The sequence below is a fragment of the Spiribacter salinus M19-40 genome (assembly GCF_000319575.2).
GTDB lineage: Bacteria > Pseudomonadota > Gammaproteobacteria > Nitrococcales > Nitrococcaceae > Spiribacter > Spiribacter salinus.
Map to the genome: position 1 here is coordinate 166,762 of NC_021291.1, position 21,821 is coordinate 188,582.

Consider the following 21,821-nt stretch of genomic DNA (forward strand, 5'->3'; position numbering starts at 1 on the left):
GCTCGCACCCGCTCGGGTGCCCCTATTCCGAGTTAGGGTGCGCCTCGCCCGCGCCCCGGGTGCGGGATGCGTCAGTGGCTTCCACCAGTTTGGTGCCAGCGAGGGTCTTTAGCTGCTGCCAGAGCTCGGGCTCGACCTCGATGCCCTGATCCCAGGCCCGGCGTGATCGCGCATCGAACTCTTCGGTCGTGACCATTTCGAGGAGTTCGATACTGGGGTGATCCGTGGGGGCCGCAGGCAGCATCGCGAAATCGCGAGTCGCCATGAGGGTGAGGGTGTCCGTGTCCGCCTCCTGCTCGCCGCCGCCATCGGCACGGAAGCGCCGGAACACCGGCAGCCGCTCGTCGGCAAGGGCAATGCCGACGTTTTGAACGGCGCGCCGAGGCTCGCCGGTACACCAGAACGCGGCAATGTGATGGCCGCGCCGGGCACACCGCGCCAGATAACCCAGGACGAAGCTGCGATCACGGCATCCCCGCAATCGCACGATCCCGATCCCGGTCTCGAGGGCGCGAGTGCAGGCCAGGTCGGCCGCAAGGCTGCCGCCATGGAGGATCGAGCCATGGTCCATGCGCATGACCACGCAGCCGCCGTCATCGTGCTGACGAATGAGGGCCGGCCATTCCTCGCCGGTCAGGCGGGGGAGGATCTCGCCGAGGAGCCGAGCCCCGTTCAGCCCATGCTGCTCGAGCCAGACCACCATGTCCGCGGCATCCTCGTACTCCCCCGGCGGGAAGCCGATGCCATCGAGGGCCCGTCGACACACAATCGTGAACTCGTTGAGTGAGATGTGCATCACGATGACTCGGCCAGGTCGGGTTTGAGCGGCATCCACCAGTCATCCGCAAAATGCTGGCCAATGTCCTCGATGCGTGGTGCGCCCTGAAACATGGTGATGCGCACCCAGCGGTCGGATCGCGGATCAAACTTGGTGGCCCCAAAAAAGGCGAGCTTGCAGCGCAGCAAGTCGATCGGCAGCGTGCCTTTCATCAAGAGGTTGGCCCGGATGTCGCCGTAGGCGTGTTCCGAGAGAGTCTGAACGCGCCGGGCGATGCCCTTGAGACGGGGGTTGGCCAGCAAAAATTCGACCAGGGGCGTTGGCTGGCCCTGTACCTGCTCCCAGTCGATCAGTGCGTCATAGAGCTGACGCGCCTGGCGGGCAATATCCAGGCCCATTTCCCGGTCTTCGCCGGAATCGACGCCGCGCTCTCCCAGTCGGGGTTCTTCTTTTTCGGCCGATCGATACCAGAACAGATGGGTCTGTGCGGGGTCGTTAAAATCGTAGGCGAGCGCCCAGTCGTAGTCACGCCGCAGGCGGGCCAGCAGGTCGTCGGTGCCCATCTCAGGGCTGAGGTCCTGCGATTCCATCGCGCCCATGCTGTGCTCGAGCTCATCCACACGCTCCGGGTAGAGCTCCATGAGCAGCGAGTTCAGGATCTCCTGGGTTTCCAGTGAGCAGCATTTCCGGGACCAGTCGAGGAGGGCCTGCCAGAGCATGGCCTCGGGGAGTGTCGTGCCCTCCAGCCAGTCCCGGGCTTGATGCAGTTCCTGGCCGAGGCGTGCGTTCTTCCGAGCCTGGCGGTCGTCGTCGGTGAATGTCTCGGTATTGTGTGCGATGGCGTGGTCGATCAGCGCGATCATGCGGTCGCGGGTTTCCTGATTGGGGATTTCACCCAGGCAACGCGATAGCGCGGACTCACGCATGAGCAGCCACTGGTTGATCAGCTGCGGGTGGTTGATCAGAAACGGTGCCATGCCAAGGCCTGTGCTGTTGCCGATGCCGAGATAGCGCTGCAGTTCCGGATGCAACTCCACCGCGGTCTTCGGGGCGCGGTGCCGGGCGATGTGTTCGACCTGGCGGATGCTGAAGTCGCGCAGGAGGTAGACCGAGAACATCTGTGCCGAGAATGGCAGGCCAAAATCCTCTGAATCGCGGATGCGCGGGTAGTCCGCTATCCCGAATTTGCCATTGCCGTACACCGCGGTCGTTCGATAGAGATAGCCGACGCGGGCGAGTTGATCGGGATCAGGCTGACGCCCCGCGGCCAGGTCATCCACCATGCTGGAGAAATTGCGCAATGACCGGTTTGCGCGGGAGAGCACCAGCACACGCGGGTCACAACGACCCGCCTCCTGACGGGGGACGTTCTCACGCAAAAGCTCAAGGTAGGCGTCATCCACATCACCCAGGCACAAGGCAAAGGCGACATCCCAGGCATTTGCGATCACCCGGTCGGATCGGTCTTCCGGATCCAGGTACTGGGAGAAGATCACCATGTTGTAGATGCGGGTGGGGCTGGCGATCCGATAGATACAGGTGCCATAACCCTCGGCATCGAGGTCGAAGCGCTGGCGCTGAATAGCCCAGCGCTCGGCCATCACCTTGCGCATCAGCGTGCGGATAAAACTCAGCCGGCACTGATGCAGGCTGCCCAGCCGGTCGAGGTCCATGACCTCGGCCGGTGGACGTAGAGGGACACGACCGGTATCCGGTCTGGGGTTGTCCGCCTGAACGCTGACGGTACGTCGGACTGCAGCAACCATGATGTCCCTCCTTACATTTGAGTTTAACGAACGAGCCCCTGGGCACGTGCCATGGCATAGGCGGCTTTGGGGCCGGTCCACAGAGATGGCAACAGGATCAGTGACACCGGAATGGCGGTGACCACGATGAACTGTTGCAGCGCCGAGATCTGGCCCGCGCCCATATACAACAGGATGGCCGCCATCACCGCCAGCGTGATGCCCCAGAAGGCGCGCACAGCGGTGTTGGGCTCGTCATGACCCGTGGCAACCATGGAGATCGTATAGCTCATCGAGTCCCCGGTGGTGGCCACAAAGATCGTGGTCAGCACCAGAATGGCGACCGCCATGAGCGTGCCGAGGGGCAGGGCCTGTGCAACCGTCAATGTCGCAACATCAAAGCGGAAGTTGGTGAGTGCCTCCGCCAGATCGATCGTGCCATTGAGCTGATAGAAGATGCCGGATCCACCGAGCAGGGTGAACCAGATCGTCGTGGCGACGGGCGCTGCCACGCAGACGGCCAGGATCATCTGCCGAACCGTTCGGCCACGGGAGATGCGCGCAACAAAGAGTGCCATCAGTGGCCCGTAGCCAATGAACCAGGCAAAGAAAAAGATCGTCCACCACTTCATCCACCAGTCGGGCGCGGTCTGGGTGGTCATGGTCGCCATGCCCAGGAAGTTACCGACATAGGCACCAATGCCCTGTGTATAGGCATCGATCAGGAACAGCGTCGGGCCAAACACCAGAATCACGGCGCCGATGGCGAGAGCGAGGTAGACGTTGAAACGACTGAGTAGCTGGATCCCGCGATGGATGCCGGTAATGGCCGAGGTGACATAGATCGCCCCCAGGATGATCAGCACAGTGAGCTGTGTGCCGTAGCCCTCGGAGAGCCCGAACAGGACACTGCCGCCATAGGCCACCTGCGTGGCCAGAAAGCCGATAGGCCCGACCGTCCCGGCGCGACCACCGAGATGACACAGACGGCATCAATGGTGCCGCCGATGGCGCCATGCATCACGCGCTCACCAAAGACGGGATAGAGCAGCGTGCGTGGCTGCAGGGGCTGGCCTTTGACGTAGTGGGCGTGGACCAGCACCAAACTGGTCAGTCCGCCGAGTACCGCCCAGGCCAGAAAGCCCCAGTGCATGAATGACTGGGCCAGGGCGCCCTGGATTGCTTCGGCCGTTCCGGTCTCGGCATCGAACGCAGGCGGTGTCTGGGCAATGAAGTGATAGACCGGCTCGCCCGCGGCAAAAAACACGCCGCCACCTGCCAGGAGGGTGCACATAATGATGGCAATCCAGCGGAAGGTGCTGATTTCGGGCTGATCCAGGTCGCCCATCACGGCGCCACCCGCGGGTGAAATCGCCACCGCAATGGCGATCACGAAGGTGAGTAGCAAGAGTAGCTGGAAGTAGGATCCTAGATATTTGGCGGTCCAGGCGAACGCATCGCCGACCATGCCCGAGACCATGTCGACATCGGCAATCGACAGGCCGATGAACAGCAGGATGAACCCTGCGCTGATGCCCAGTACCCAGGGGTCGCCCAGGGTGGCATTCATGCCGGCCTGCGGTGGCGCCTGTTTCATCCGCGCCGTCTGTTCTTTACTCATTCTCCCCCACTCCCTTTGGTTTTAGTGCCTCTCCTAAGAAGCGTCGCCAGTTGCCCCCGATCAAGGCATCTACCTCGGTCGGATCGAATCCCCGGGCCTCAAGACCCTTTTCAATATTCGGAAAGTCCCGTGCGCCCCCAAGCCAGGACAGCGGCCGAGGCCAGTCGGGCTGATCGGCCGACCCCTCGCCATAGTCCATGACCCGCGCCCAGTTTCCGTTGCGCATCCACGTCAGGACCTCGACGGGCTGGTCCTGACAAAGATCCGTGCCGATTGCCAGATGCTCGACCCCCATCACGTCCACGGCCCGTGCCACCATCTCGGTGAATTGCTCGAGCGGGGTATCCGAGCCTTCTGGCAGGTGAAATGGATAACAGCTAAACCCCATGAGGCCGTTGCTCTCGGCAACTGCCCGCATTACCCGCTCGGATTTGTTACGCAGCGTGGCTCGTGCGCTTTGCGGGTTGGCGTGGGAGACCACGGTGGGGCGTGCGGAGTACTCGATGGCCTCGAGCGTCGAGCGCTCCGCCGTGTGGGAGGTATCGACGACCATGCCCACGCGATTCATCTCGCGTATGGCCTCGCGGCCAAAACGACTCAGCCCGGCGTCGTCGTTCTCCAGATAGCCGCAGCTCATCAGCGACTGGTTGTTGTATGAGATCTGCATGATGTGAACATCGAGCTGCTTGAAGACCGATATGAGATCGACCGCATCCTCGATGGGCGAGCAGTTCTGCAGGCCAAGGATGATCCCGGTCCGCCCGGAGGCCTTGGCATGATCAATATCCGCGGCGGTTCGGACCGGCATGATGAGGTCGGCATGCGCTTCAAAGCGCCGGTGCCACGCCCCGATGTTGGCCATGAGCTCGCGGGCATTCTCCCAGTAAGCGGCAGTAACGTGGACGGCATCCAGCCGGGCCGCCCGCATCTCCTCAAAGATCGCGCGGCTCCAGCGGCCGTACTGCAAACCATCGATGCGCAGGCGATCGGTCACGATTCAGCCCTCGCCGAGGCGTACATAGCTGGTCTTGACCCGCGTGTAGAACTCGCGGGCGTACTGCCCCTGTTCCCGCGGGCCAAAGCTTGACTCGCCGCGACCGCCGAAGGGCACGTGGTAATCGGTGCCCGCCGTGGGCAGGTTGACCATCGTGCAGCCAAAGCGGGCCTGGCGGCGGAAGGTGTTGGCCGCGCTGAGGGATTCGGTGATCACCCCGGCGGTCAGCCCGAAACGGGTGTCATTGGCGACGTGGAGCGCCTCTTCGGCGTCTTTTACGCGAATCACGCATGCCATCGGTCCGAACATCTCTTCCTGGTTGATCGTCATGGCGTTGTGCGTGTCGGTGAACAGCGTGGGCTGCAGGAAATAGCCCTCGGTGGGTGCGCTGACGCGCTCACCCCCCACGGCCAGGGTGGCCCCCTCATCCTTTGCCTTTTGAATCCAGTCGAGATCCTGGTTGAGCTGGCGCTCGTCAACGACGGGCCCGATCTCCGTGCCAGGCTCAAGGGCATGGCCGACGCGCGCCGATGCCAAACGCTTGCAGAGCGCCTCGACGAAGCGATCATGGATGGCATCGGTCACGATGAGTCGGGATGAGGCCGTGCATTTCTGGCCCGTGCCGGAGAAGCCGCCAGCAAATGCGCATTGCACCGCGGTCTCGAGATCGGCGTCATCCAGGACCACCAGGGGATTTTTGGAGCCCATTTCCATTTGCACGCGGGTGAGATTTTCCATGGCGCGCAGGCCCACCTGACGACCGGTTTCAACCGAGCCCGTAAAGGTGATGGCATCCAGTTCCGGCGCGCTGACGAGGGTATCGCCCACCTCCCGTCCGGCGCCCATGACCAGGTTAAAGGTCCCGGCGGGCAGGTTCTGACGCGAGACGATTTCAGCGAAATGCCAGGCGCTGGCGGGCACGAGGTTAGCGGGCTTCCAGATCACGGCATTGCCAAAGGCAAGCGCTGGCGCGATCTTCCACGCAGCCGTCGCCAGCGGAAAGTTCCAGGGGGAAATAACACCCACAACGCCCGCCGGCTCACGCTGGGCCATCACTTCGATTCCGGGGCGGACCGAGTCGGTGACATCACCGATCTGACGATGCACTTCAGCCGCGTAATAGTGGAAGAATTGCCCGGCGCGATAGACCTCGCCTTTGCCCTCGGCGAGGGGTTTGCCCTCTTCACGAGAGAGTTCGCGGCCCAATGGCTCGGCACGGTCCATAAGCTCGGTGCCAATGGCGAGCAGCGCGTTATAGCGGGCCTCAAGCCCGACAGCGGCCCACTCAGGCTGTGCGGCGCGGGCGGCGGCAATGGCCTCGCGCGTCTGCGCGGCGTCCGCCTGGGCGAATTGCCCGAGGCTGTCGCTCAGATCCGATGGATTGCGATTATCGATCGTGCGTACACCGGCCTGCCATTCGCCGGCGATGTAGTTGCTATACACCGAATCGCCCATGTCGCCTCCTCATTGCCAATGCGTCATGCTGGCACTGCACAGAAAAAAGACAAGTTGATTTCAGAAATGAATTTATAAAAAAATCTGATCCATCGATTCATCATCAGGAAACCGCGATGGCCCTGAAAATCCAGCAGCTCCGATATTTCCTTCTGGTAGCGGACACCCACAGTTATCAGGCCGCCGCCGAGCTGTGCGCTCGAAGCCAGCCAGCGGTTTCATTGGCCATTCGCGACCTTGAGGCGCAACTGGGGCAGCCGCTGTTCGAGCGCGGGCGCAAGGCGGCATTGACGCCTTTCGGGCGGGATCATTACCCGCGTATCAAAGCGCTGGTCGACCACCATGAACGGGTCAGTCGGGATTTGCTGGACCACGCCCACCGGCGCACCGGTCAGGTCGCCCTGGCCTCCATTCCCTCCTATGCCGGGCGAACGCTGCCGACAGTGCTGGCCGGCTTTGCCAATGCCTATCCCGACATTGAGGTGTCGGTCGAAGACGGAACAGCGACCCATGTCCAGCAGCGGGTGCTGAGTCGGCGCGTGGATTTCGGGATTGCGACGGATACCGGTTTGGACGTCGATCTGGTCTTTGAGCACCTCACCGAGGATCGGATGGGATTGGTGTGCCCAGCGGATCATCCATTGGCCGACGCGAGGGCTTCCTGTTCCTGGGAGGCGCTTGCGCCCTACACCCTCATCACCAACGGGACATTTCGTCAGGTCAGTGACCCGGCGGCTCGGGCCATCCTGGATTCCGCCCGCTTCCATGTGCCGAACATCGTCTCGTTGCTGGCCATGGTGCGCGGGGGGTTAGGGGTGACCCTGCTGCCGGAGCTGGCCCTCTTTGAAGCCGGTGATGACCTGGTTTTTCGGCCCATGCGTGGCGAGCGCCCGACACGCGATATCGGGCTAATCAGCTTGCGGCGTGAGACACCCCGGCCGGCGGCGTCTGCGTTGATGGCGGCGATAAGGGCACAAGCCGAACCGCGCAGATCTTGAACTCCGGGATCTTGCCGAACGGGTCCAGCTCGGGACTGGTCAGGAGATTCGCAGCGGCCTCACGGAAGTGCATGGGCAAAAAGAGCGTGCCGGTGGCGACATCCCGAGTCAGGTGGGCCTGGACTTGGACATCGCCCCGACGGGATGCGATCTGTGTCCATTGGCCTTCGCTGATGCCGAGGCGCGCGGCGTCGTCCGGGTGCACCTCGACCCGCGCCTCCGGCGCAATGGCATCCAGCGCCCGCGAGCGTCGCGTCATCACGCCGGTGTGCCAGTGTTCGAGCTGGCGGCCGGTGTTCAGTACAAGTGGGTAATCGTCGTCCGGCAAATCAGGCGCCACCCCCAGTTCGGCCGGCACAAACCGAGCACGTCCAATGGGGAAGACCTCGCTGAACAGGACACGCTCGCCCTCGGAGTCCGCCGATGGGCAGGGATACCAGCGGCCCTGCTCGCCGAGGCGCTCATAGGTGAGATTGGCGTAGGGCGGCGCGGTTTCCACAAACTCGTCAAACACCGCTGATTCATCGGCATAGCCCCAGTCATGGCCGAGGCGCTGTGCCAGATCACGCAGGATATGCCAGTCCTGGCGGGCCTCTCCAGGCGGCTCGCGCACGGGCCGGCCGATTTGCACCCGTCGGTCGGTGTTGGTGAACGTGCCACGCTTTTCCATAAAAGCGGAGGCCGGCAGGATCACGTCGGCAAACTCGGCGGTTTCGGTGATGAACAGGTCCTGGACCACCAGAAAATCCAGGCTCGCCAGCGCTTCGCGCACGCGATTCATGTCCGGATCAGAAAGAAACGGGTTCTCGCCCATGCAATAGAGCCCCCGGATATCTCCATCCAGCGCGGCATGGGTAATCTCGGCCGTGGTCAGCCCGGGTTTGTTGGGCAGATCGACACCCCAGAGGGCCTCGAAACGACGCTGAACCTCCGGGTCCGCCACGGATTGGTAGCCCGGGTAGTACATCGGGATCAGTCCGGCATCCGAAGCGCCCTGCACGTTGTTCTGACCGCGCAGCGGATGGAGTCCCGTGCCGGGGCGGCCGATATTGCCGGTCAGCAGGGCCAGTGCAATCAGGCAGCGGGCGTTGTCGGTGCCAAACACATGCTGGCTGATCCCCATGCCCCAGAAGAACATGGCCGATCGCGCCTGGCCCAGACGCCGGGCGAAGGCGATGATCTCACTGGCGGGTATGCCCGTGAGCGGTTCGGCGACGGCGGGCGTGTAATGTGCAACGGCCGCCTGCAGGGCTTCGAAGCCCCCGGTGCGTGCGTCGATAAACGTCCGGTCATGCAGGCCTTCAGCGATGATCACCTGCATCACGGCGTTGTAGAACGCGACATCAGCCCCAGGTTTGATCTGGCAGTACTGGCGGCAGTAATCGGCAATGCCGGGCCGGCGGACGTTGACCGCCAACAGATCGGTGCCCGCGCTGGCGGCCTGTTTCATGAACGTGGCGGCCACAGGGTGATTGGCGGTGGGGTTACAGCCGGCAATAACGGCAACCTCGGCATTTTCGATATCGCGCACGACATTGGTCACCGCGCCAGAGCCAATCCCCTCGATCAGCGCATAGACGGACGAGGCATGGCAAAGGCGCGTGCAGTGATCGACGTTATTGGTGCCCAGCACGGCGCGAATGAATTTCTGAAATAGGTAGGCCTCTTCATTAGAGCCCTTGGCTGAACCGAAACCCGCCAGGGCATCCGGGCCATGGGTGTCCCGAATGCCGCCGAGGCCGGCGGCGACGCGGTCCAGCGCCTCTTCCCAGCTCGCCTCACGAAAATGGGGGAGCACCTCGTCATAGTCGACAATGCCGCCGGGTTTGCGCGGGCCGCTACTGTTCTGCCGGCTAAAGCCCGAGAGGGGCCCACGCGGATAGGCGCTGTCGCGGCGTATGAGTGGCCGGGTGAGGCGTTGCGGGTGGCCGGCGTAATCAAATCCGTATCGGCCTTTGACACACAACCGCCCGGCATTGGATGCGCCGTTGCGACCGCGGGCATACTGAATGACGCCCGCTTCGTCCACGCCGTAGTGCAGGGCACAGCCCACACCACAATACGGGCAGAGCGTGGGTACATCGCGCACCTTGTTGAGAGCGGCCGGTGGATGGGCCTCGTTGAACGTCTTCATGCGCGCTCCTCCCCGGCGGTTGTCGTTGCGCCCGGGAACTGATGGGTCAGGGCCCCGGTGGGACAGGCGGCTACGCACTCCCCACACGAGACGCAGCTGCTCTCGCCCATGGGGACGTCGAGGTCGAAGGCGATGCGGGTGCTGTAGCCCTTGCCGGTGCGGGTGATGACATCGTTGTGCTGCACCTCGTCACAGGCGCGAACACAGCGGTCGCAGAGAATGCAGGCCTGGTGGTCAACGGCAATCACCGGTGAGCTTGTGTCCTGGCCACGGGCAGCGCGGGCGCTATCGTCTGGCCACGGGATGTCACCGACCTCGACCTTGCGGGCGAGGGCATACAGTCCATCGTCACCAGTCGTTGCCTCGCGACGGCTGACAGGGGGTTGGTCGGCCAGCAGCAATTCTGTGAGTACGCGCCGGTGCGCCTGAATCTCGTCGGTTTGCGTGCGGACGTCCATGCCGTCTTCGGCTTTTCGAACGCAAGCGGCCGGGAGTGTTCGCTCGCCGACATCCACCGCGCAAACGCGACACACCCCCACCGGTTCGAGCCGAGGGTCATGGCAGAGGACCGGGATATCGATACCGGCCAGGGCCGCGGCATCCCAGATCGTCGTGCCAGCGGGGACAGTGACCCGCTGTCCGTCGATGGTCAGGGTGACTTCGCTCATGATTCAGCGCCTCGCAGGGCCTGCAGTGAGGGCTCGTCGGGGAAGCGTTCGAGCGCGTCCAGGATGGGCAGCAGGGCGACCTGTCCCAGGCCGCAAATGGAGGTGCGCATCAGTGTCTGGTGTAACTGCTGGAGCGCCGGGGTGATGTCTGCGCCACTTTGGCGGGCCGCTTCCGTCGCCATCGCCACGCCCTTGGTGGATCCTGTTCGACACGGCACGCATTTGCCACAGGACTCGTTGCGAAAGAAGCGCGCCTGAGCAATCACCACCTCGGCCAGGTTGCGGCCCGTCCCCACAATAAACAGCGCGCCAGTGCCCAGCCCGCTGCCGGCCTCCCGCAATGTCTCGAAGGCCATGGGCGTTTCGGCGGCCGCTGCCGGCAGGAAGGGTGTTGAGGCGCCGCCTGGCGAGAAGGCCATTAGCGAGCGCCCCTCTGCCATGCCACCGCACTGGTTAATGGCCTCGGCAACGGTCGTTCCCCAAGGCAGGCAGAGCACCTGGGGTTCGGCGACATCGCCGGAGACGCTGACATATTTCAGCCCGGCATAGTCGCCGCGACCCTGGGCCAGCCACCAGTCCGGCCCATGGGCCAGGATACTGCTGACGGCCGCCAGGGTCTCGACGTTGTTGATCAGTGTCGGGCCGCCATGCAGGCCCGCTGTGACCGGAAAGGGCGGCTTGTGGCGCGGCTCGCCGCGCCGGCCCTCAAGGGCTTCGAGCAGTGCTGTTTCCTCGCCAAGGATGTAACCCCCAGGGGAGACAAACAGCTCAATATCAAATGCCAGGCCGGGTCCGCGGGCGTCGGGGCCGAGAATACCGCGTGCGCGGGCGGCCTCAAGCGCCGTTTCCAGCGCACGCCGCCCCGTCTCGTACTCATGGCGCAAATAAATGATGCCGTGATCGGCCTCGATAACGGCCGCGCCCATGAGCATGCCCTCGATCACCAGATGCGGCGCCTGCTCGAGCAACAGCCGGTCTTTGAACGTGCCGGGCTCGCTTTCGTCGGCGTTGCAGATGACGGTACGCGGGTTGCCCTCAGCTTGCCGGGTGAAGCGCCATTTTCGCGCCGTCGGGAAGGCGGCCCCACCCAGGCCCTGCAAGCCAGCGGTCTCAATCGCGTCAATCACGGTTTCCGGGGGCTGGGTCAGCCAATGACGGCTCGCCCCGTAGTGTGCGTCGGCGTCGGCATAGGGATCGGTTGGCAGTGGCGTGGTCAGACCCGTGGGCCGGCTGGGCAGGGCACCGCTCCCCTCGAGCCAGGTGGTCAGCGTCTCCACATCGGGCAGCGGCCCGTGGTGATGATCGTCAACGGCGAGCGCGGGCGCGCAGTCGCACTGACCGATACACGAGACGGTCTCCACGTCGACGTCCGCACGCTCGTCCAGTGCCGCGGCAAGCGCTTGGGCCCGAGTTTCGCCCTTTAGCCGGCATGGGCCATCGCGGCAGATCTGCACCCGATGGCGCGCACCCGGGACTTCGCGGAAGACCGGGTAGAAACTCCGCAGGCCCTCAAGCTGGTAGAGCGGGACATGATGTCGCTCGGCAAAGGCCCGGAGCGTCTCATCGTCCAGCGCACCTTCCTGCGCCTGAATGGACGCCAGTTCCGTCAGCAGCCGCATGTCACCCTCTCCTGCCTGATCCGCTTATAGAATCAATTTTCCACGATCTCACGACAGATCAGAAGAGGCCTTCGATTTCACCCATTTCGTTGAGGTCAATCGACTCGGCTGCTGGATGCGATCCAAGCCCGGGCATGGTGCGCATGTCACCGGCCAGGGCGTAGACAAAGCCCGCGCCAGCGGAGAGCCGTGCCTCCCGAACCGGCATCCGCCAGCCGGTCGGCGCACCGTGAAGCGCCGGGTCGGAGGACAGCGAGAGATGGGTCTTTGCGATGCATACCGGCAAATGGCCATAGCCATTGTCGGTAAATGCGGCGAGTTGACGACGGGCCTGGGCGGAGCAGTCGATGCCATCCGCGCCATAGACCTTCGTTGCCAAGCATTCGATCTTATCGGATAGCGGCATGTCCGCCGGGTAGAGCGGCGCAAACTGGCTGCCTTCGTTGGCGGCCTCTTCCACGGCACGGGCCAGATCGGCCGCGCCTGCACCGCCATCCTTGACGTGCGTGCAGGTTTCAACACGTGCGCCCATGGACTCGGCCACTTCGGCGATCACGGCGTGCTCGCTTGCGTAGTCCGTGGGGAAGGCGTTGATTGCCACGACGACCGGTACCCCGTGCATGCGCATGTTCTCGATCTGTTTGCGCAGATTGGCCGCGCCGATGGCAACGTCCTCGGGATTCTCGGTGAGCATGCTCTCCGGCAAAGGTTTGCCGGCGACCACCCGATGCCGGCCGGAGTGCACCTTGAGCCCGCGCACGGTCGCCACCAGCACGGCAGCATCCGGCGTCATGCCCGAGGTGCGGCATTTGATGTTGAAAAAGCGCTCGGCGCCCATGTCTGCGCCAAAGCCCGCCTCGGTGACCAGGAAGTCACCGCCGTGGATGCCGATGCGATCTGCCACGATGGAGCTGTTGCCATGGGCAATGTTGCCGAAGGGCCCGGCATGTACGAGCACGGGCGTGTTCTCGAGCGTCTGCATGAGATTGGGCTTCATGGCCTCCTTGAGCATCACGGCCATGGCGCCAGCGCAGCCGATATCCTCGGCCGTGACGGGTTCGCCACCGGGTGTCCAGCCCACCACAACCCGGCCGAGGCGCCGGCGGAGGTCGTCCAGCGAGTCGGCCAGCGCCAGTACGGCCATCACCTCTGAGGCGGCGGTAATGTCAAAGCCGGTCTCCCGTGGCAGGCCGTTGGCCTTACCGCCAATACCCGTGATGATCTGGCGTAGCCCCCGGTCGTTGATATCGACCACTCGGCGCCAGGCAACCTGGTAGGGATCCAGGTTGGCGGCATTGCCCTGATAGAGGTGGTTATCCACCATGGCGGCGAGCAGGTTATGAGCGGCCGAAACCGCGTGGATATCACCGGTCATGTGCAGGTTGATGCGCTCCATGGGAACAACCTGACTCCAGCCGCCACCCGCCGCACCGCCTTTGATACCAAATGTGGGCCCCATGGAGGGTTGGCGCAGCGCGACCGTCGCCGTCCGGCCAATATGATGAAAGCCCTGAGCGAGGCCCACCGAGGTGGTGGTTTTTCCTTCGCCGAGCGGCGTTGGCGTAATGGCCGAGACCACGACGTATTTCCCCTTCGGCCGCGTGGCAAGCGACTCAATGGCTTCCAGGGGAATTTTGCCGACATGGTGGCCATACGGTTCGACAATACCTGGCCCAAGGCCCATGCGGGCTGCTACTTCGCTAATGGGTTTGAGGTCAGCCTGCCGGGCGATCTCGAGATCACTCGGCAGCGGTGCGGGACGCATCGTCTCGGCGGTTGGCGTAGCCATGGGCGGGACACTCCTCGGGGCTGTTGTTATTTCGGTTGTGGCCCGGAGTATGGGAAGCCGATCCCGGTGTCGGTTTTCAAAAAGCGCCGCGCAAAAGGGCCGTAGCGACAAGTTATTGAGTATGCGCTGTTTTTATGCCGCCTGAGGGACACGCGATGTCGCAATGGGAAAAGCGCCTAGCGCGTGCGCGCCAGAGCATCCAGAATGAGTTATCCACCGAAGAGTGTGAGCAGCACAATGTCCGAGGAGCAGGGGCCTTACCGCGTTGCCTTTCTGATGGTTCCCGGCTACTCACAGCTGGCGTTCTCCTCGGCGATCGAGCCGCTGCGGATGGCGAATCAGCTCAGTGATCGCACCCTCTACGAGACCCTACTGGTCTCGCTGGATGGCCGGCCGGTCAGTGCCAGCAATCAAGTGCGGACCGCGGTCGATGCCGCCGCTGGCAGCGAGCCACCGGTCGACCTGGTCATTGTGTGCGGCGGTGTGGATATCGAGCAGCAATCCAGCCGCGAGCTGCTGGGCTGGCTGCGGCGTTTAGCGCGTCGCCATACCGCCCTGGGAGCGGTTTGTACCGGCGGGTTTTTGCTGGCTCAGGCCGGCGTGATGGAAGGGTATCGCTGCACCCTGCACTGGGAGCATATTTCCGGGATCTACGAGACGCTGCAGTTTCCCGGCACCGTGTTCGCCTCAGAGTTGTTCGTGCTCGATCGGGATCGCTACACCTCGTCGGGTGGGGTGGCACCGCTCGATATGATGCTCAATCTCATCACGCGCCAACAAGGCATTGAGCTGGCCGAGGCCATCTCCGAGGAGTTTCTCCACGAGCGCATTCGTGAGTTCAGTGAGCGTCAGCGCGTGCCCTTGCGCGTGCGTCTGGGCACGAGCCAGCCCAAGCTGGTCGAAGTGGTCACGCTGATGGAGGCGAATATTCATGAGCCGCTGTCGCTGGATGAGCTCGCCGCGCATGCCGCCACCTCGCGCCGCCAGCTGGAGCGGTTGTTTCGGCGCTACCTGGGGTGTACGCCCACCCGGTATTACCTTGAGCTGCGCCTGATTCGGGCCCGGCAGCTGCTGCTGCAGACGGATATGCCGATTACGGATATCGCCATGGCGTGTGGATTTGTCTCGCCGCCTCATTTCACCAAGTGCTACCACGATCGCCATGGGCACTCCCCCAGTGCCGAGCGTCGTGCGCGCCGGGACAGGCTCAGCGCTGGGCCGCCCGCGATAACGCCGGCGGCCGGTACCGACTTTTAGACCGGGTTTGGTGTTAAGCGCAGCAGCGCCGCGTCCAGCCAGCGCCACACATAATCGGCCATGCTTCGACGCACCAGTAGCTGCCAGCGCGCGTCGGCCTCCCGAGCAATGATCACGCTGGCTTGTGCCAGACGGGTCTGAGCGCAGGTGCCTTCGACGAGCGCGCGGAGGTCGTAGGGCATGCCGGCACGCAGGAGTTCGGGTGCCCGCGGCCCGCTTAGATGAATGGTGACGAGCCCGTCGCTGACTTCAACCAAGGCGATGCCCTGAGCGCCTGCGGCGGCGTGCAGGGCGTCGGCCGATGGCCCACTGTCCGGTGCGGGCGCAACCAGCCACTCGTCTGGGCCTAACCAGTCGATTCGGCCTTTTTCGCCCCGATGCACCGTGTTGGGGGTCGTGGGCGCCGTCACGCCCAGGAGGGGCTCGAGAACAGCAGACACAGCCCTGCTTTGACCGCGGACATTGAAACGGGGGGTGCGTGGTCCGGCGGTAACCTGGATGCCACTCTCCTTGAGCGTGCGTCCGTCCAGCGCGCCCTCTGGCTTGAGATCAGACATTCTGCCGCGCTCCTTCGGGGTCGTACTGAATCGGGCTAACAATCTCGAGCGGAATGCGGCCCGCGTCGACGTCCCAGGCATGGAGCACTTCTCCTGTCCGGGCCCGGCCGGCGTTGACGAACCCGAGGGCAAACGCATGGCCAAGACGCGGTGCCTGGTAGCTGGACGTTACCCAGCCCTGCATGGCGGTACTGGTCGGGGTGCCTGGCTCCCCCACCAGTTGGGCGCCTTCGGGTACCACCGCGGTGGGGTCAAGCGGCTTCAGGCCAACCCAGTTCGGCCGATCGGCGCGCTGGAGCTCGCTGCGCGCAAGCGAGCGACGACCCAGGCAGTCCTTGCGTTCGCTCACCAGCCCACCCATGCCCAGATCCAGTGGGCTAATGGAGCCGTCCGTATCCTGCCCGACGATGATAAAGCCCTTCTCCGCGCGCAGGACGTGCATGGCCTCGGTGCCATATGGCGTGGCGCCATAGGCCTTGCCCACGCGCATGACCTGTTGCCAGAGCCCGGGTGCATAGTCCGCGGAGACGCTCACCTCAAAACTGAGCTCACCGGTAAAGCTCACGCGCTGAACCCGCGCAGGAATGCCGCATACCGTGCCGGTGCGAACGCTCATGAACGCCATGGCCTCAGCCGACAGGTCAATATCGGTGCCCAGCGCGTCCAGCAATGCCCGGCTCTTCGGCCCGGCCAGCGAGAGAGTCGCCCAGGCATCGGTGACCGAGGTCAGATGCACATCCAGATCCGGCCATTCGGTCTGTAGCCATTGCTCGAGCCAGCCCATTACTCGGGCCGCCCCGCCGGTGCTGGTGTACATCAGGTAATGCGTGTCTCCGAGGCGGGCGGTGACGCCGTCGTCCAGCACCATGCCGTTCTCATCGAGCATTAAGCCGTAACGGCAGCGCCCGATGGCCAGTTTCTGCCAGTTGTTGGTGTAGACCCGCTCGAGCAGCGTCACCGCATCGGGCCCCTGGATGTCGATCTTTCCGAGGGTGGAATAGTCCAGTACCCCAACGCCGTCTCGGGTCGCCAGGCACTCCCGCGCCACGGCCGCGTCCATGTCTTCACCCGGGCGCGGGTAATAGCGTGCCCGCTTCCACTGCCCGACATCCTCGAAAACGGCACCCGCCTGAACGTGCCAGTTGTGCAGGGGCGTGCGCCGGATGGGCTCGAACAGCTCGCCCGTGTCCTGTCCGACCAGTGCCCCGAAGGTGACCGGCGTCCAGGCGGGTCGATAGGTGGTGGTGCCGATCTCGGCTGGATGGAGTCCGGTGAGCTCGCCGACGATTCCAAGGCCCAGGATATTGCCAAGCTTGCCCTGATCGGTGCCAAAGCCAAGCACACTGTAGCGCTTGACGTGCTCGATGGAGCGATACCCCTCGCGCAGCGCCAGTTCCACATCACTGGCCTTGACGTCGTTTTGCATGTCGACAAAGGCGGGCCCCGTGCCATGGACGCGCCACAGGGGTTTCAGGTTGAGTGGGCCGGGCTCCTCGCCCTCGATGTCTGGCCCATCCGCTGGCGCTGCGGGCGTCGCCCCGCCCTGGCGCGTGGTGAGTATGTCATCGGCTGCCGCGTAGCCCTCCGCCACCGCTGCACCGATTCCGAAAGTCCCCGCCATCGCGCCGATGCTGGTGACGTTGCTGAGATCATCGGCCGGGACAAAGCTTGCCAGGTCCTCTCGCCAGGTCAGTTGGCCGCGGGCATGGGAGTGCAGATGAACCGACGGGTTCCAGCCGCCCGACACGGCCAACAGGTCACAAGGCAGGGTATCCTGACCGGCGGCGACATCATGCGCCGGGCGCAAGGTGACCTTCGCGATCCGTTGGCGGCCCTGCGTTCCACACACGAGCTGCCCCGGCCGCACGCTAATCCCCGCTGCCCGTGCCGTTTCAGCGGCGTCGCTCGGTGTGGGCCGGCTGTCCGCCACCGTGACCTTGGCACCGGCATCCGCAAGGGCGAGCGCGGTGGCGTAGGCCGAGTCATTGTTGGTGAACACAACGGCGTTGCGTCCGGGGCAGACGGCGTAGCGGTTCAGATAGGTCCGCACGGCGGATGCGGTCATAATCCCCGGGCGGTCGTTATTCGGGAAGGCGATGGGCCGCTCAATGGCCCCGGCGGCCAGGATGAGTTGCTGGCAGCGGATTTTCCAGAAGCGCTCGCGAATCGGCGCGTCGGGTTGTTGCTCGGTTACCCGCTCAACCGCACCGAGAAAGTGCTGGTCATAATGGCCAAACACCGTAGTTGAGGGCAGTAGACGCACGTTTGGCAGGGCGCTGAGGGTGGCAACCTGGGTAGCGACCCAGTCGCTGGCGGGCTGCCCATCCAGCATGGCCCGGCTGGCGAGTAGACTGCCACCGAAGCGGCTGTCCTGATGGGCGAGCACCACATCAACACCGGCCTGCCCCAGGCGCACAGCGGCGGCCAGCCCAGCGGGGCCGCCGCCTGCAATGAGCACGCCACAGTGCAGGTCGCGCTTTTCATAGCGATCCGGGTCCGGGCCTTCGGGGACAAGCCCCATTCCGGCGATCGGACGGATCAGGCGTTCATAGCGCTCCCACCAGCCCTTCGGCCCCATGAACGTTTTGTAGTAAAAGCCCACGGGCATCAGCTTGCTGCCCAGGCCCAGCGCTGAGATCAGGTCAAAGCGCAGGCTGGGGGTGCCATTGATGCTGCGTGCCTCCATCCCGTCGGTGAGCATGACCTGAGTGGCTCGCTGGTCTGCCAGCATCGCTGCCCCCCGGCCGAGCTGGAGTAGCGCATTGGGCTCCTCCGGCCCTTGCCCCATGAGGCCACGCGGGCGGCGGAGCTTGATGCTGCGGCTGACAAAGTGCACGTCATTGGCAAGCAGCGCCGAGGCCAGCGTATCGCCGGCATAGCCCGTGAGCTGACGGCCGTTGAACCGGAATGTCAGGGGCTGACCGCGATCGATGAGCCCGCCCTGGTCCAGTCGATTCCTCATCGGTTTTCCTCGGGCTCGGCGTCCATGGGCCAGGTCTGGCGGATGTCATAGCTCACCGTATGGCGCTCGGCCTTGAACCACCGTCGGCAGCCATGGGTATGCAGCCATTGCTCGCGATGCCAGCCCTTGGGGTTGGTGCGGTAGAACAGGTAGTCACCCCAGGCGGCATCGTCAGTCTGCGCCGGCGCTGGCGGCCGGACGATATCCGCCTCGCCACCAAAGCTGAACTCGCTCTCGTCTCGGGGGCCGCACCAGGGGCAATGAATCCATAACATGTCAGTGCGCTACCGCTGCGGCACCGTGCTCATCGACCAGTGCGCCCGTGTGGAAGCGCTCAAGCGAGAACGGTGCATTGATGGGATGGGGTTCGCCGGTCGCCAGCGTGTGCGCAAAGACCCAACCGGAGCCAGGCGTCGCCTTAAAGCCACCCGTTCCCCAGCCGACGTTAAAAAAGAGCCCATCCACCGGCGTTTTGCTAATGATGGGGCTGGCATCTGGCGAGGTGTCGACGATGCCGCCCCAGTGCCGCAGCATGCGCAGGCGGCTGAAGATGGGGTAGAGCTCAATCAGTGCGGAGAGGAAATGCTCCATGGTCTGGAAGCTTCCGCGCTGACCATAGCCCGTGTACCCGTCGATACCGGCGCCAATGACCAGCTCGCCCTTGTCCGACTGGCTGACGTACACGTGCACGGCGTTCGACATCACCACCGTGTCGAGGACGGGCTTGAGCGGTTCGGAGACCAGCGCCTGCAGGGGGTGGCTCTCAATCGGTAGCCGGAAGCCGGCCATATCGGCGAGCACACCGGCATGACCGGCAACCACGACACCGACGCGGTCGGCATCGATCGGCCCGCGGTTGGTGTCAACACCGGTCACGGCGCCGTTTTCCTGGCGCACGCCGGTGACCTCGCAGTTCTCGATGATATCAACCCCGAGGGCATCGGCCGCTCTCGCGAAACCCCAGGCCACAGCGTCATGCCGGGCGATACCTGCTCGTGGCTGCCACGATGCGCCCATGACGGGATACCGGCTGGTGGGGGAGGTATTGATGAACGGGACCAGGCGCTTTACACCGGCGGTGTCGAGGACTTCGCCGTCAACACCATTGAGCCGATTGGCATTCACGCGGCGCCGGATATCGCGCATGTCCTGCAGGGTATGGCCGAGGTTGAGCACCCCGCGCTGGCTGAACATGACGTTGTAGTTAATGTCCTGGGACAGGCCTTCCCATAGTTGCAGCGATTTGTCGTACAGCGCCGCGGAGGCATCCCAGAGATAGTTGGAGCGCACAATGGTGGTGTTGCGCCCGGTGTTGCCGCCACCGATCCAGCCCTTTTCGAGCACGGCGATGTCACGAATGCCGTGGACCTTGGCCAGGTAATACGCAGTGGCCAATCCGTGCCCGCCGCCGCCGACAATAATCACCTGATAGCGGCGGCGCGGCTCGGCGTCACGCCAGGCCGGTTTCCAGTCCCGGTGGCCGCTCAAGGCATGTCGGGCAAGGCTGAATACGGAATAGTGCTGCATGATTTGCACGGTAGTGCAGGCCCCCTATGAGGCTATTGCCTCGGCGACGTGCAATTGCGCGATGGCGACACGCGTCTCGGTGGTGGCGTACTCGGGCAACTGCCCGTCGCCTGCAGGGCGCCGATATGGCTCATCCGCCGTTAGCCTCATGACCAACAGCGACGCCAGTCCGCAGATCGGAGAGACACACCATGGCGACGACGACAGGCTATGAGGCGCTGGCCACGCCGCGCTTCGAGCTCATTCCGATTCGCGGGATGCTGGATGCGGCGGGGCATTTGCCGGTCGGCTCGGTGATCAACGTCACCTGCTCACCCAAGCACGGGCTTGAGCGCACGTTGGACGCCGCGCAGGCGCTAGCCGGCCTGGGCCACCGGCCCATCCCGCATATTGCCGCGCGCCTCGTACGCGACCAGGCGCATCTTGACCGTTTGCTTGATCAGCTGGCGCAAGCGGGCATGAATGAGGTGTTTGTGGTGGGTGGCGATGCTGCCAAGCCAGCCGGCGATTTTGATGGCGCGGCGCCGCTACTGGAGCGAATGGCCAACGCGCCCCAGCGGCCATCAATCATTGGTCTGCCCGCCTACCCGGAAGGCCACGCCATTATTAGCGATGACGCCCTGGCCACTGCGCTGGCGGCAAAGCGCGAGTTTGGTGACTACCTGGTCACCCAGATCTGCTTTGACCCGGCGCGCATTCGCACCTGGCTGGGGGAGATCGCTGCAGGCGGGACGCATTTGCCGGTGTATATCGGTTTGCCTGGGGTGATGGACCCCAAGCAGCTCTTGTCGATATCGCTGCGCATCGGCATCGGGACCTCGCTGCGCGTGCTGCGCCGTAACCAGGGGATGACCGATCAGATGCTGGGGGGCGCGTATGTGCCAGACGCACTGGTTAAAAACCTGCTGCCGTTATTCGAGGTAACGGGCGAGGTGCCTTTGGCCGGGTTTCATCTGAACACCTTCAATTTGGTGCCGCCCCTGCTCAGCTGGCAGGCGCGGATGCTGGATGAACTCACCGTCACCGAGGCGGGTTAGCGCAATCGGGCCTCAGCTGCGATGGCGAGGTCAATGGCCATCACCAGTGCAAACCCGAGAAACGCGAGACCGGCCAGGCGCTCAATCCAGTGTTGATGGCGCTGGAGGCTGACCAGCATGCCCGTGGACGCGGTCAGCAGGCTCACCGTGGAGAACCACACCAGGCCGCATACTCCCACGAGCGTCACGGCCACGGTAAGCACCCACGGGGGTGTCTGGGGGCGAATCGCGGTGCCGAAGATGCTGGCAAAGAAAATGATCGCCTTCGGGTTGGTGAGATTGACGATTAATCCCAGCAAGACGGGATTGCGCTCGCGGCCCCCGGGGCGCTCAGTGGTTTGCTCGGGGGTGCTGTGATCGAACCCGGGCGCCGGTGTCCGGAGCAGGCCGATCCCCAGAAAAGATAAAAATCCGGCGCCAGCCAGCCGGACGATCACCTCAAGCCATTCCAGGCGGGCAAACAGGATCGAGAGCCCCGCTGCACTCAGGCCGGCGTAGGCCGTAATGCCAAGGCTGACACCCAGTGCGGTGAGGATGCCGGCCCGTGGGCCGCGCGCCACCGTATTGCGCACAACCGCGACAAAATCCGGCCCGGGCAGCAGCAGGGCTGGAGAGAAAACCGCGAAAATGCCAAGCAGTGGAAGCAGGTTTTGCATCGCGGCGAAGCATGACACGGACGG

The 21,821-nt window shown here is 64.1% G+C and carries 18 protein-coding genes; 3 read left to right on the plus strand and 15 right to left on the minus strand.

Going from position 1 to position 21,821, the window contains the following annotated elements; genetic code table 11:
• Positions 1–22: 22 nt before the first annotated feature.
• From SPISAL_RS00810 to SPISAL_RS00830, 6 genes are read right to left on the minus strand one after another with little or no spacing between them, the layout of a single operon-like run.
• On the minus strand, positions 23–796 hold the full coding sequence (locus SPISAL_RS00810; protein ID WP_016352570.1) for a DUF3726 domain-containing protein: 774 nt from the start codon (positions 794–796) through the stop codon (positions 23–25).
• Positions 796–2,544: a hypothetical protein gene (locus SPISAL_RS00815; RefSeq protein ID WP_016352571.1), complete on the minus strand. Its 1,749-nt coding sequence runs from the start codon at positions 2,542–2,544 to the stop codon at positions 796–798. The genes SPISAL_RS00810 and SPISAL_RS00815 overlap by 1 nt, the downstream gene beginning before the upstream one ends.
• Positions 2,545–2,567: 23 nt before the next feature.
• Positions 2,568–3,449, minus strand: coding sequence for a BCCT family transporter (locus tag SPISAL_RS08980; protein WP_245539899.1), 882 nt, complete (start codon positions 3,447–3,449; stop codon positions 2,568–2,570).
• A complete protein-coding gene (locus SPISAL_RS08985) occupies positions 3,383–4,144 on the minus strand; it encodes a BCCT family transporter (protein ID WP_245539900.1) in 762 nt (253 codons plus the stop codon). The genes SPISAL_RS08980 and SPISAL_RS08985 overlap by 67 nt, the downstream gene beginning before the upstream one ends.
• The gene (locus SPISAL_RS00825) at positions 4,137–5,138 is read right to left on the minus strand and encodes a membrane dipeptidase (RefSeq protein ID WP_016352572.1); all 1,002 of its coding nucleotides are present in this window, start codon (positions 5,136–5,138) and stop codon (positions 4,137–4,139) included. The genes SPISAL_RS08985 and SPISAL_RS00825 overlap by 8 nt, the downstream gene beginning before the upstream one ends.
• 3 nt (positions 5,139–5,141) lie before the next feature.
• The gene (locus SPISAL_RS00830; RefSeq protein WP_016352573.1) at positions 5,142–6,593 is read right to left on the minus strand and encodes an aldehyde dehydrogenase family protein; all 1,452 of its coding nucleotides are present in this window, start codon (positions 6,591–6,593) and stop codon (positions 5,142–5,144) included.
• Between the two features lie 116 nt (positions 6,594–6,709).
• On the opposite strand from SPISAL_RS00830, the gene SPISAL_RS08875 reads away from it, so the two are divergent.
• A complete protein-coding gene (locus SPISAL_RS08875) occupies positions 6,710–7,591 on the plus strand; it encodes a LysR family transcriptional regulator (protein WP_041389116.1) in 882 nt (293 codons plus the stop codon).
• Here SPISAL_RS08875 and fdhF read toward each other — a convergent pair.
• Genes fdhF through SPISAL_RS00850 form a run of 4 tightly spaced genes read right to left on the minus strand, consistent with a single transcriptional unit; the run spans position 7,506 to position 13,801 of the window.
• Positions 7,506–9,725: a formate dehydrogenase subunit alpha gene (fdhF, locus tag SPISAL_RS00840; protein ID WP_016352576.1), complete on the minus strand. Its 2,220-nt coding sequence runs from the start codon at positions 9,723–9,725 to the stop codon at positions 7,506–7,508. The two genes, SPISAL_RS08875 and fdhF, sit on opposite strands and share 86 nt — an antisense overlap.
• Positions 9,722–10,393 carry a 2Fe-2S iron-sulfur cluster-binding protein gene (locus SPISAL_RS08965; protein WP_016352577.1) on the minus strand — a complete coding sequence of 224 codons (672 nt, stop codon included), beginning with the start codon at positions 10,391–10,393 and terminating at the stop codon, positions 9,722–9,724. The genes fdhF and SPISAL_RS08965 overlap by 4 nt, the downstream gene beginning before the upstream one ends.
• Positions 10,390–12,012: an NADH-ubiquinone oxidoreductase-F iron-sulfur binding region domain-containing protein gene (locus tag SPISAL_RS00845; protein ID WP_016352578.1), complete on the minus strand. Its 1,623-nt coding sequence runs from the start codon at positions 12,010–12,012 to the stop codon at positions 10,390–10,392. The genes SPISAL_RS08965 and SPISAL_RS00845 overlap by 4 nt, the downstream gene beginning before the upstream one ends.
• A 58-nt stretch (positions 12,013–12,070) precedes the next feature.
• Positions 12,071–13,801 (minus strand): formate--tetrahydrofolate ligase, encoded by a 1,731-nt coding sequence (locus SPISAL_RS00850; protein ID WP_016352579.1) that lies wholly within the window; start codon positions 13,799–13,801, stop codon positions 12,071–12,073.
• A gap of 237 nt (positions 13,802–14,038) precedes the next feature.
• Here SPISAL_RS00850 and SPISAL_RS00855 point away from each other — a divergent pair, with 237 nt between their 5' ends.
• A complete protein-coding gene (locus tag SPISAL_RS00855; protein WP_016352580.1) occupies positions 14,039–15,058 on the plus strand; it encodes a GlxA family transcriptional regulator in 1,020 nt (339 codons plus the stop codon).
• On the opposite strand, the gene SPISAL_RS00860 is transcribed toward SPISAL_RS00855, so the two are convergent.
• The 4 genes from SPISAL_RS00860 to SPISAL_RS00875 are packed head-to-tail and all read right to left on the minus strand — an operon-like array spanning position 15,055 to position 20,104.
• Positions 15,055–15,615 (minus strand): sarcosine oxidase subunit gamma, encoded by a 561-nt coding sequence (locus SPISAL_RS00860; protein WP_016352581.1) that lies wholly within the window; start codon positions 15,613–15,615, stop codon positions 15,055–15,057. The genes SPISAL_RS00855 and SPISAL_RS00860 overlap by 4 nt on opposite strands.
• The gene (locus SPISAL_RS00865) at positions 15,608–18,577 is read right to left on the minus strand and encodes a sarcosine oxidase subunit alpha family protein (protein ID WP_016352582.1); all 2,970 of its coding nucleotides are present in this window, start codon (positions 18,575–18,577) and stop codon (positions 15,608–15,610) included. The genes SPISAL_RS00860 and SPISAL_RS00865 overlap by 8 nt, the downstream gene beginning before the upstream one ends.
• Positions 18,574–18,852: a sarcosine oxidase subunit delta gene (locus SPISAL_RS00870; protein WP_016352583.1), complete on the minus strand. Its 279-nt coding sequence runs from the start codon at positions 18,850–18,852 to the stop codon at positions 18,574–18,576. The genes SPISAL_RS00865 and SPISAL_RS00870 overlap by 4 nt, the downstream gene beginning before the upstream one ends.
• A gap of 1 nt (position 18,853) precedes the next feature.
• Positions 18,854–20,104 (minus strand): sarcosine oxidase subunit beta family protein, encoded by a 1,251-nt coding sequence (locus SPISAL_RS00875; protein ID WP_016352584.1) that lies wholly within the window; start codon positions 20,102–20,104, stop codon positions 18,854–18,856.
• A gap of 191 nt (positions 20,105–20,295) precedes the next feature.
• Here SPISAL_RS00875 and SPISAL_RS00880 point away from each other — a divergent pair, with 191 nt between their 5' ends.
• Positions 20,296–21,141, plus strand: a complete 846-nt coding sequence (locus SPISAL_RS00880) for a methylenetetrahydrofolate reductase (RefSeq protein ID WP_016352585.1) — start codon at positions 20,296–20,298, stop codon at positions 21,139–21,141.
• Here SPISAL_RS00880 and SPISAL_RS00885 read toward each other — a convergent pair.
• The gene (locus SPISAL_RS00885) at positions 21,138–21,797 is read right to left on the minus strand and encodes a LysE family translocator (RefSeq protein WP_016352586.1); all 660 of its coding nucleotides are present in this window, start codon (positions 21,795–21,797) and stop codon (positions 21,138–21,140) included. The two genes, SPISAL_RS00880 and SPISAL_RS00885, sit on opposite strands and share 4 nt — an antisense overlap.
• Positions 21,798–21,821 lie beyond the last annotated feature (24 nt).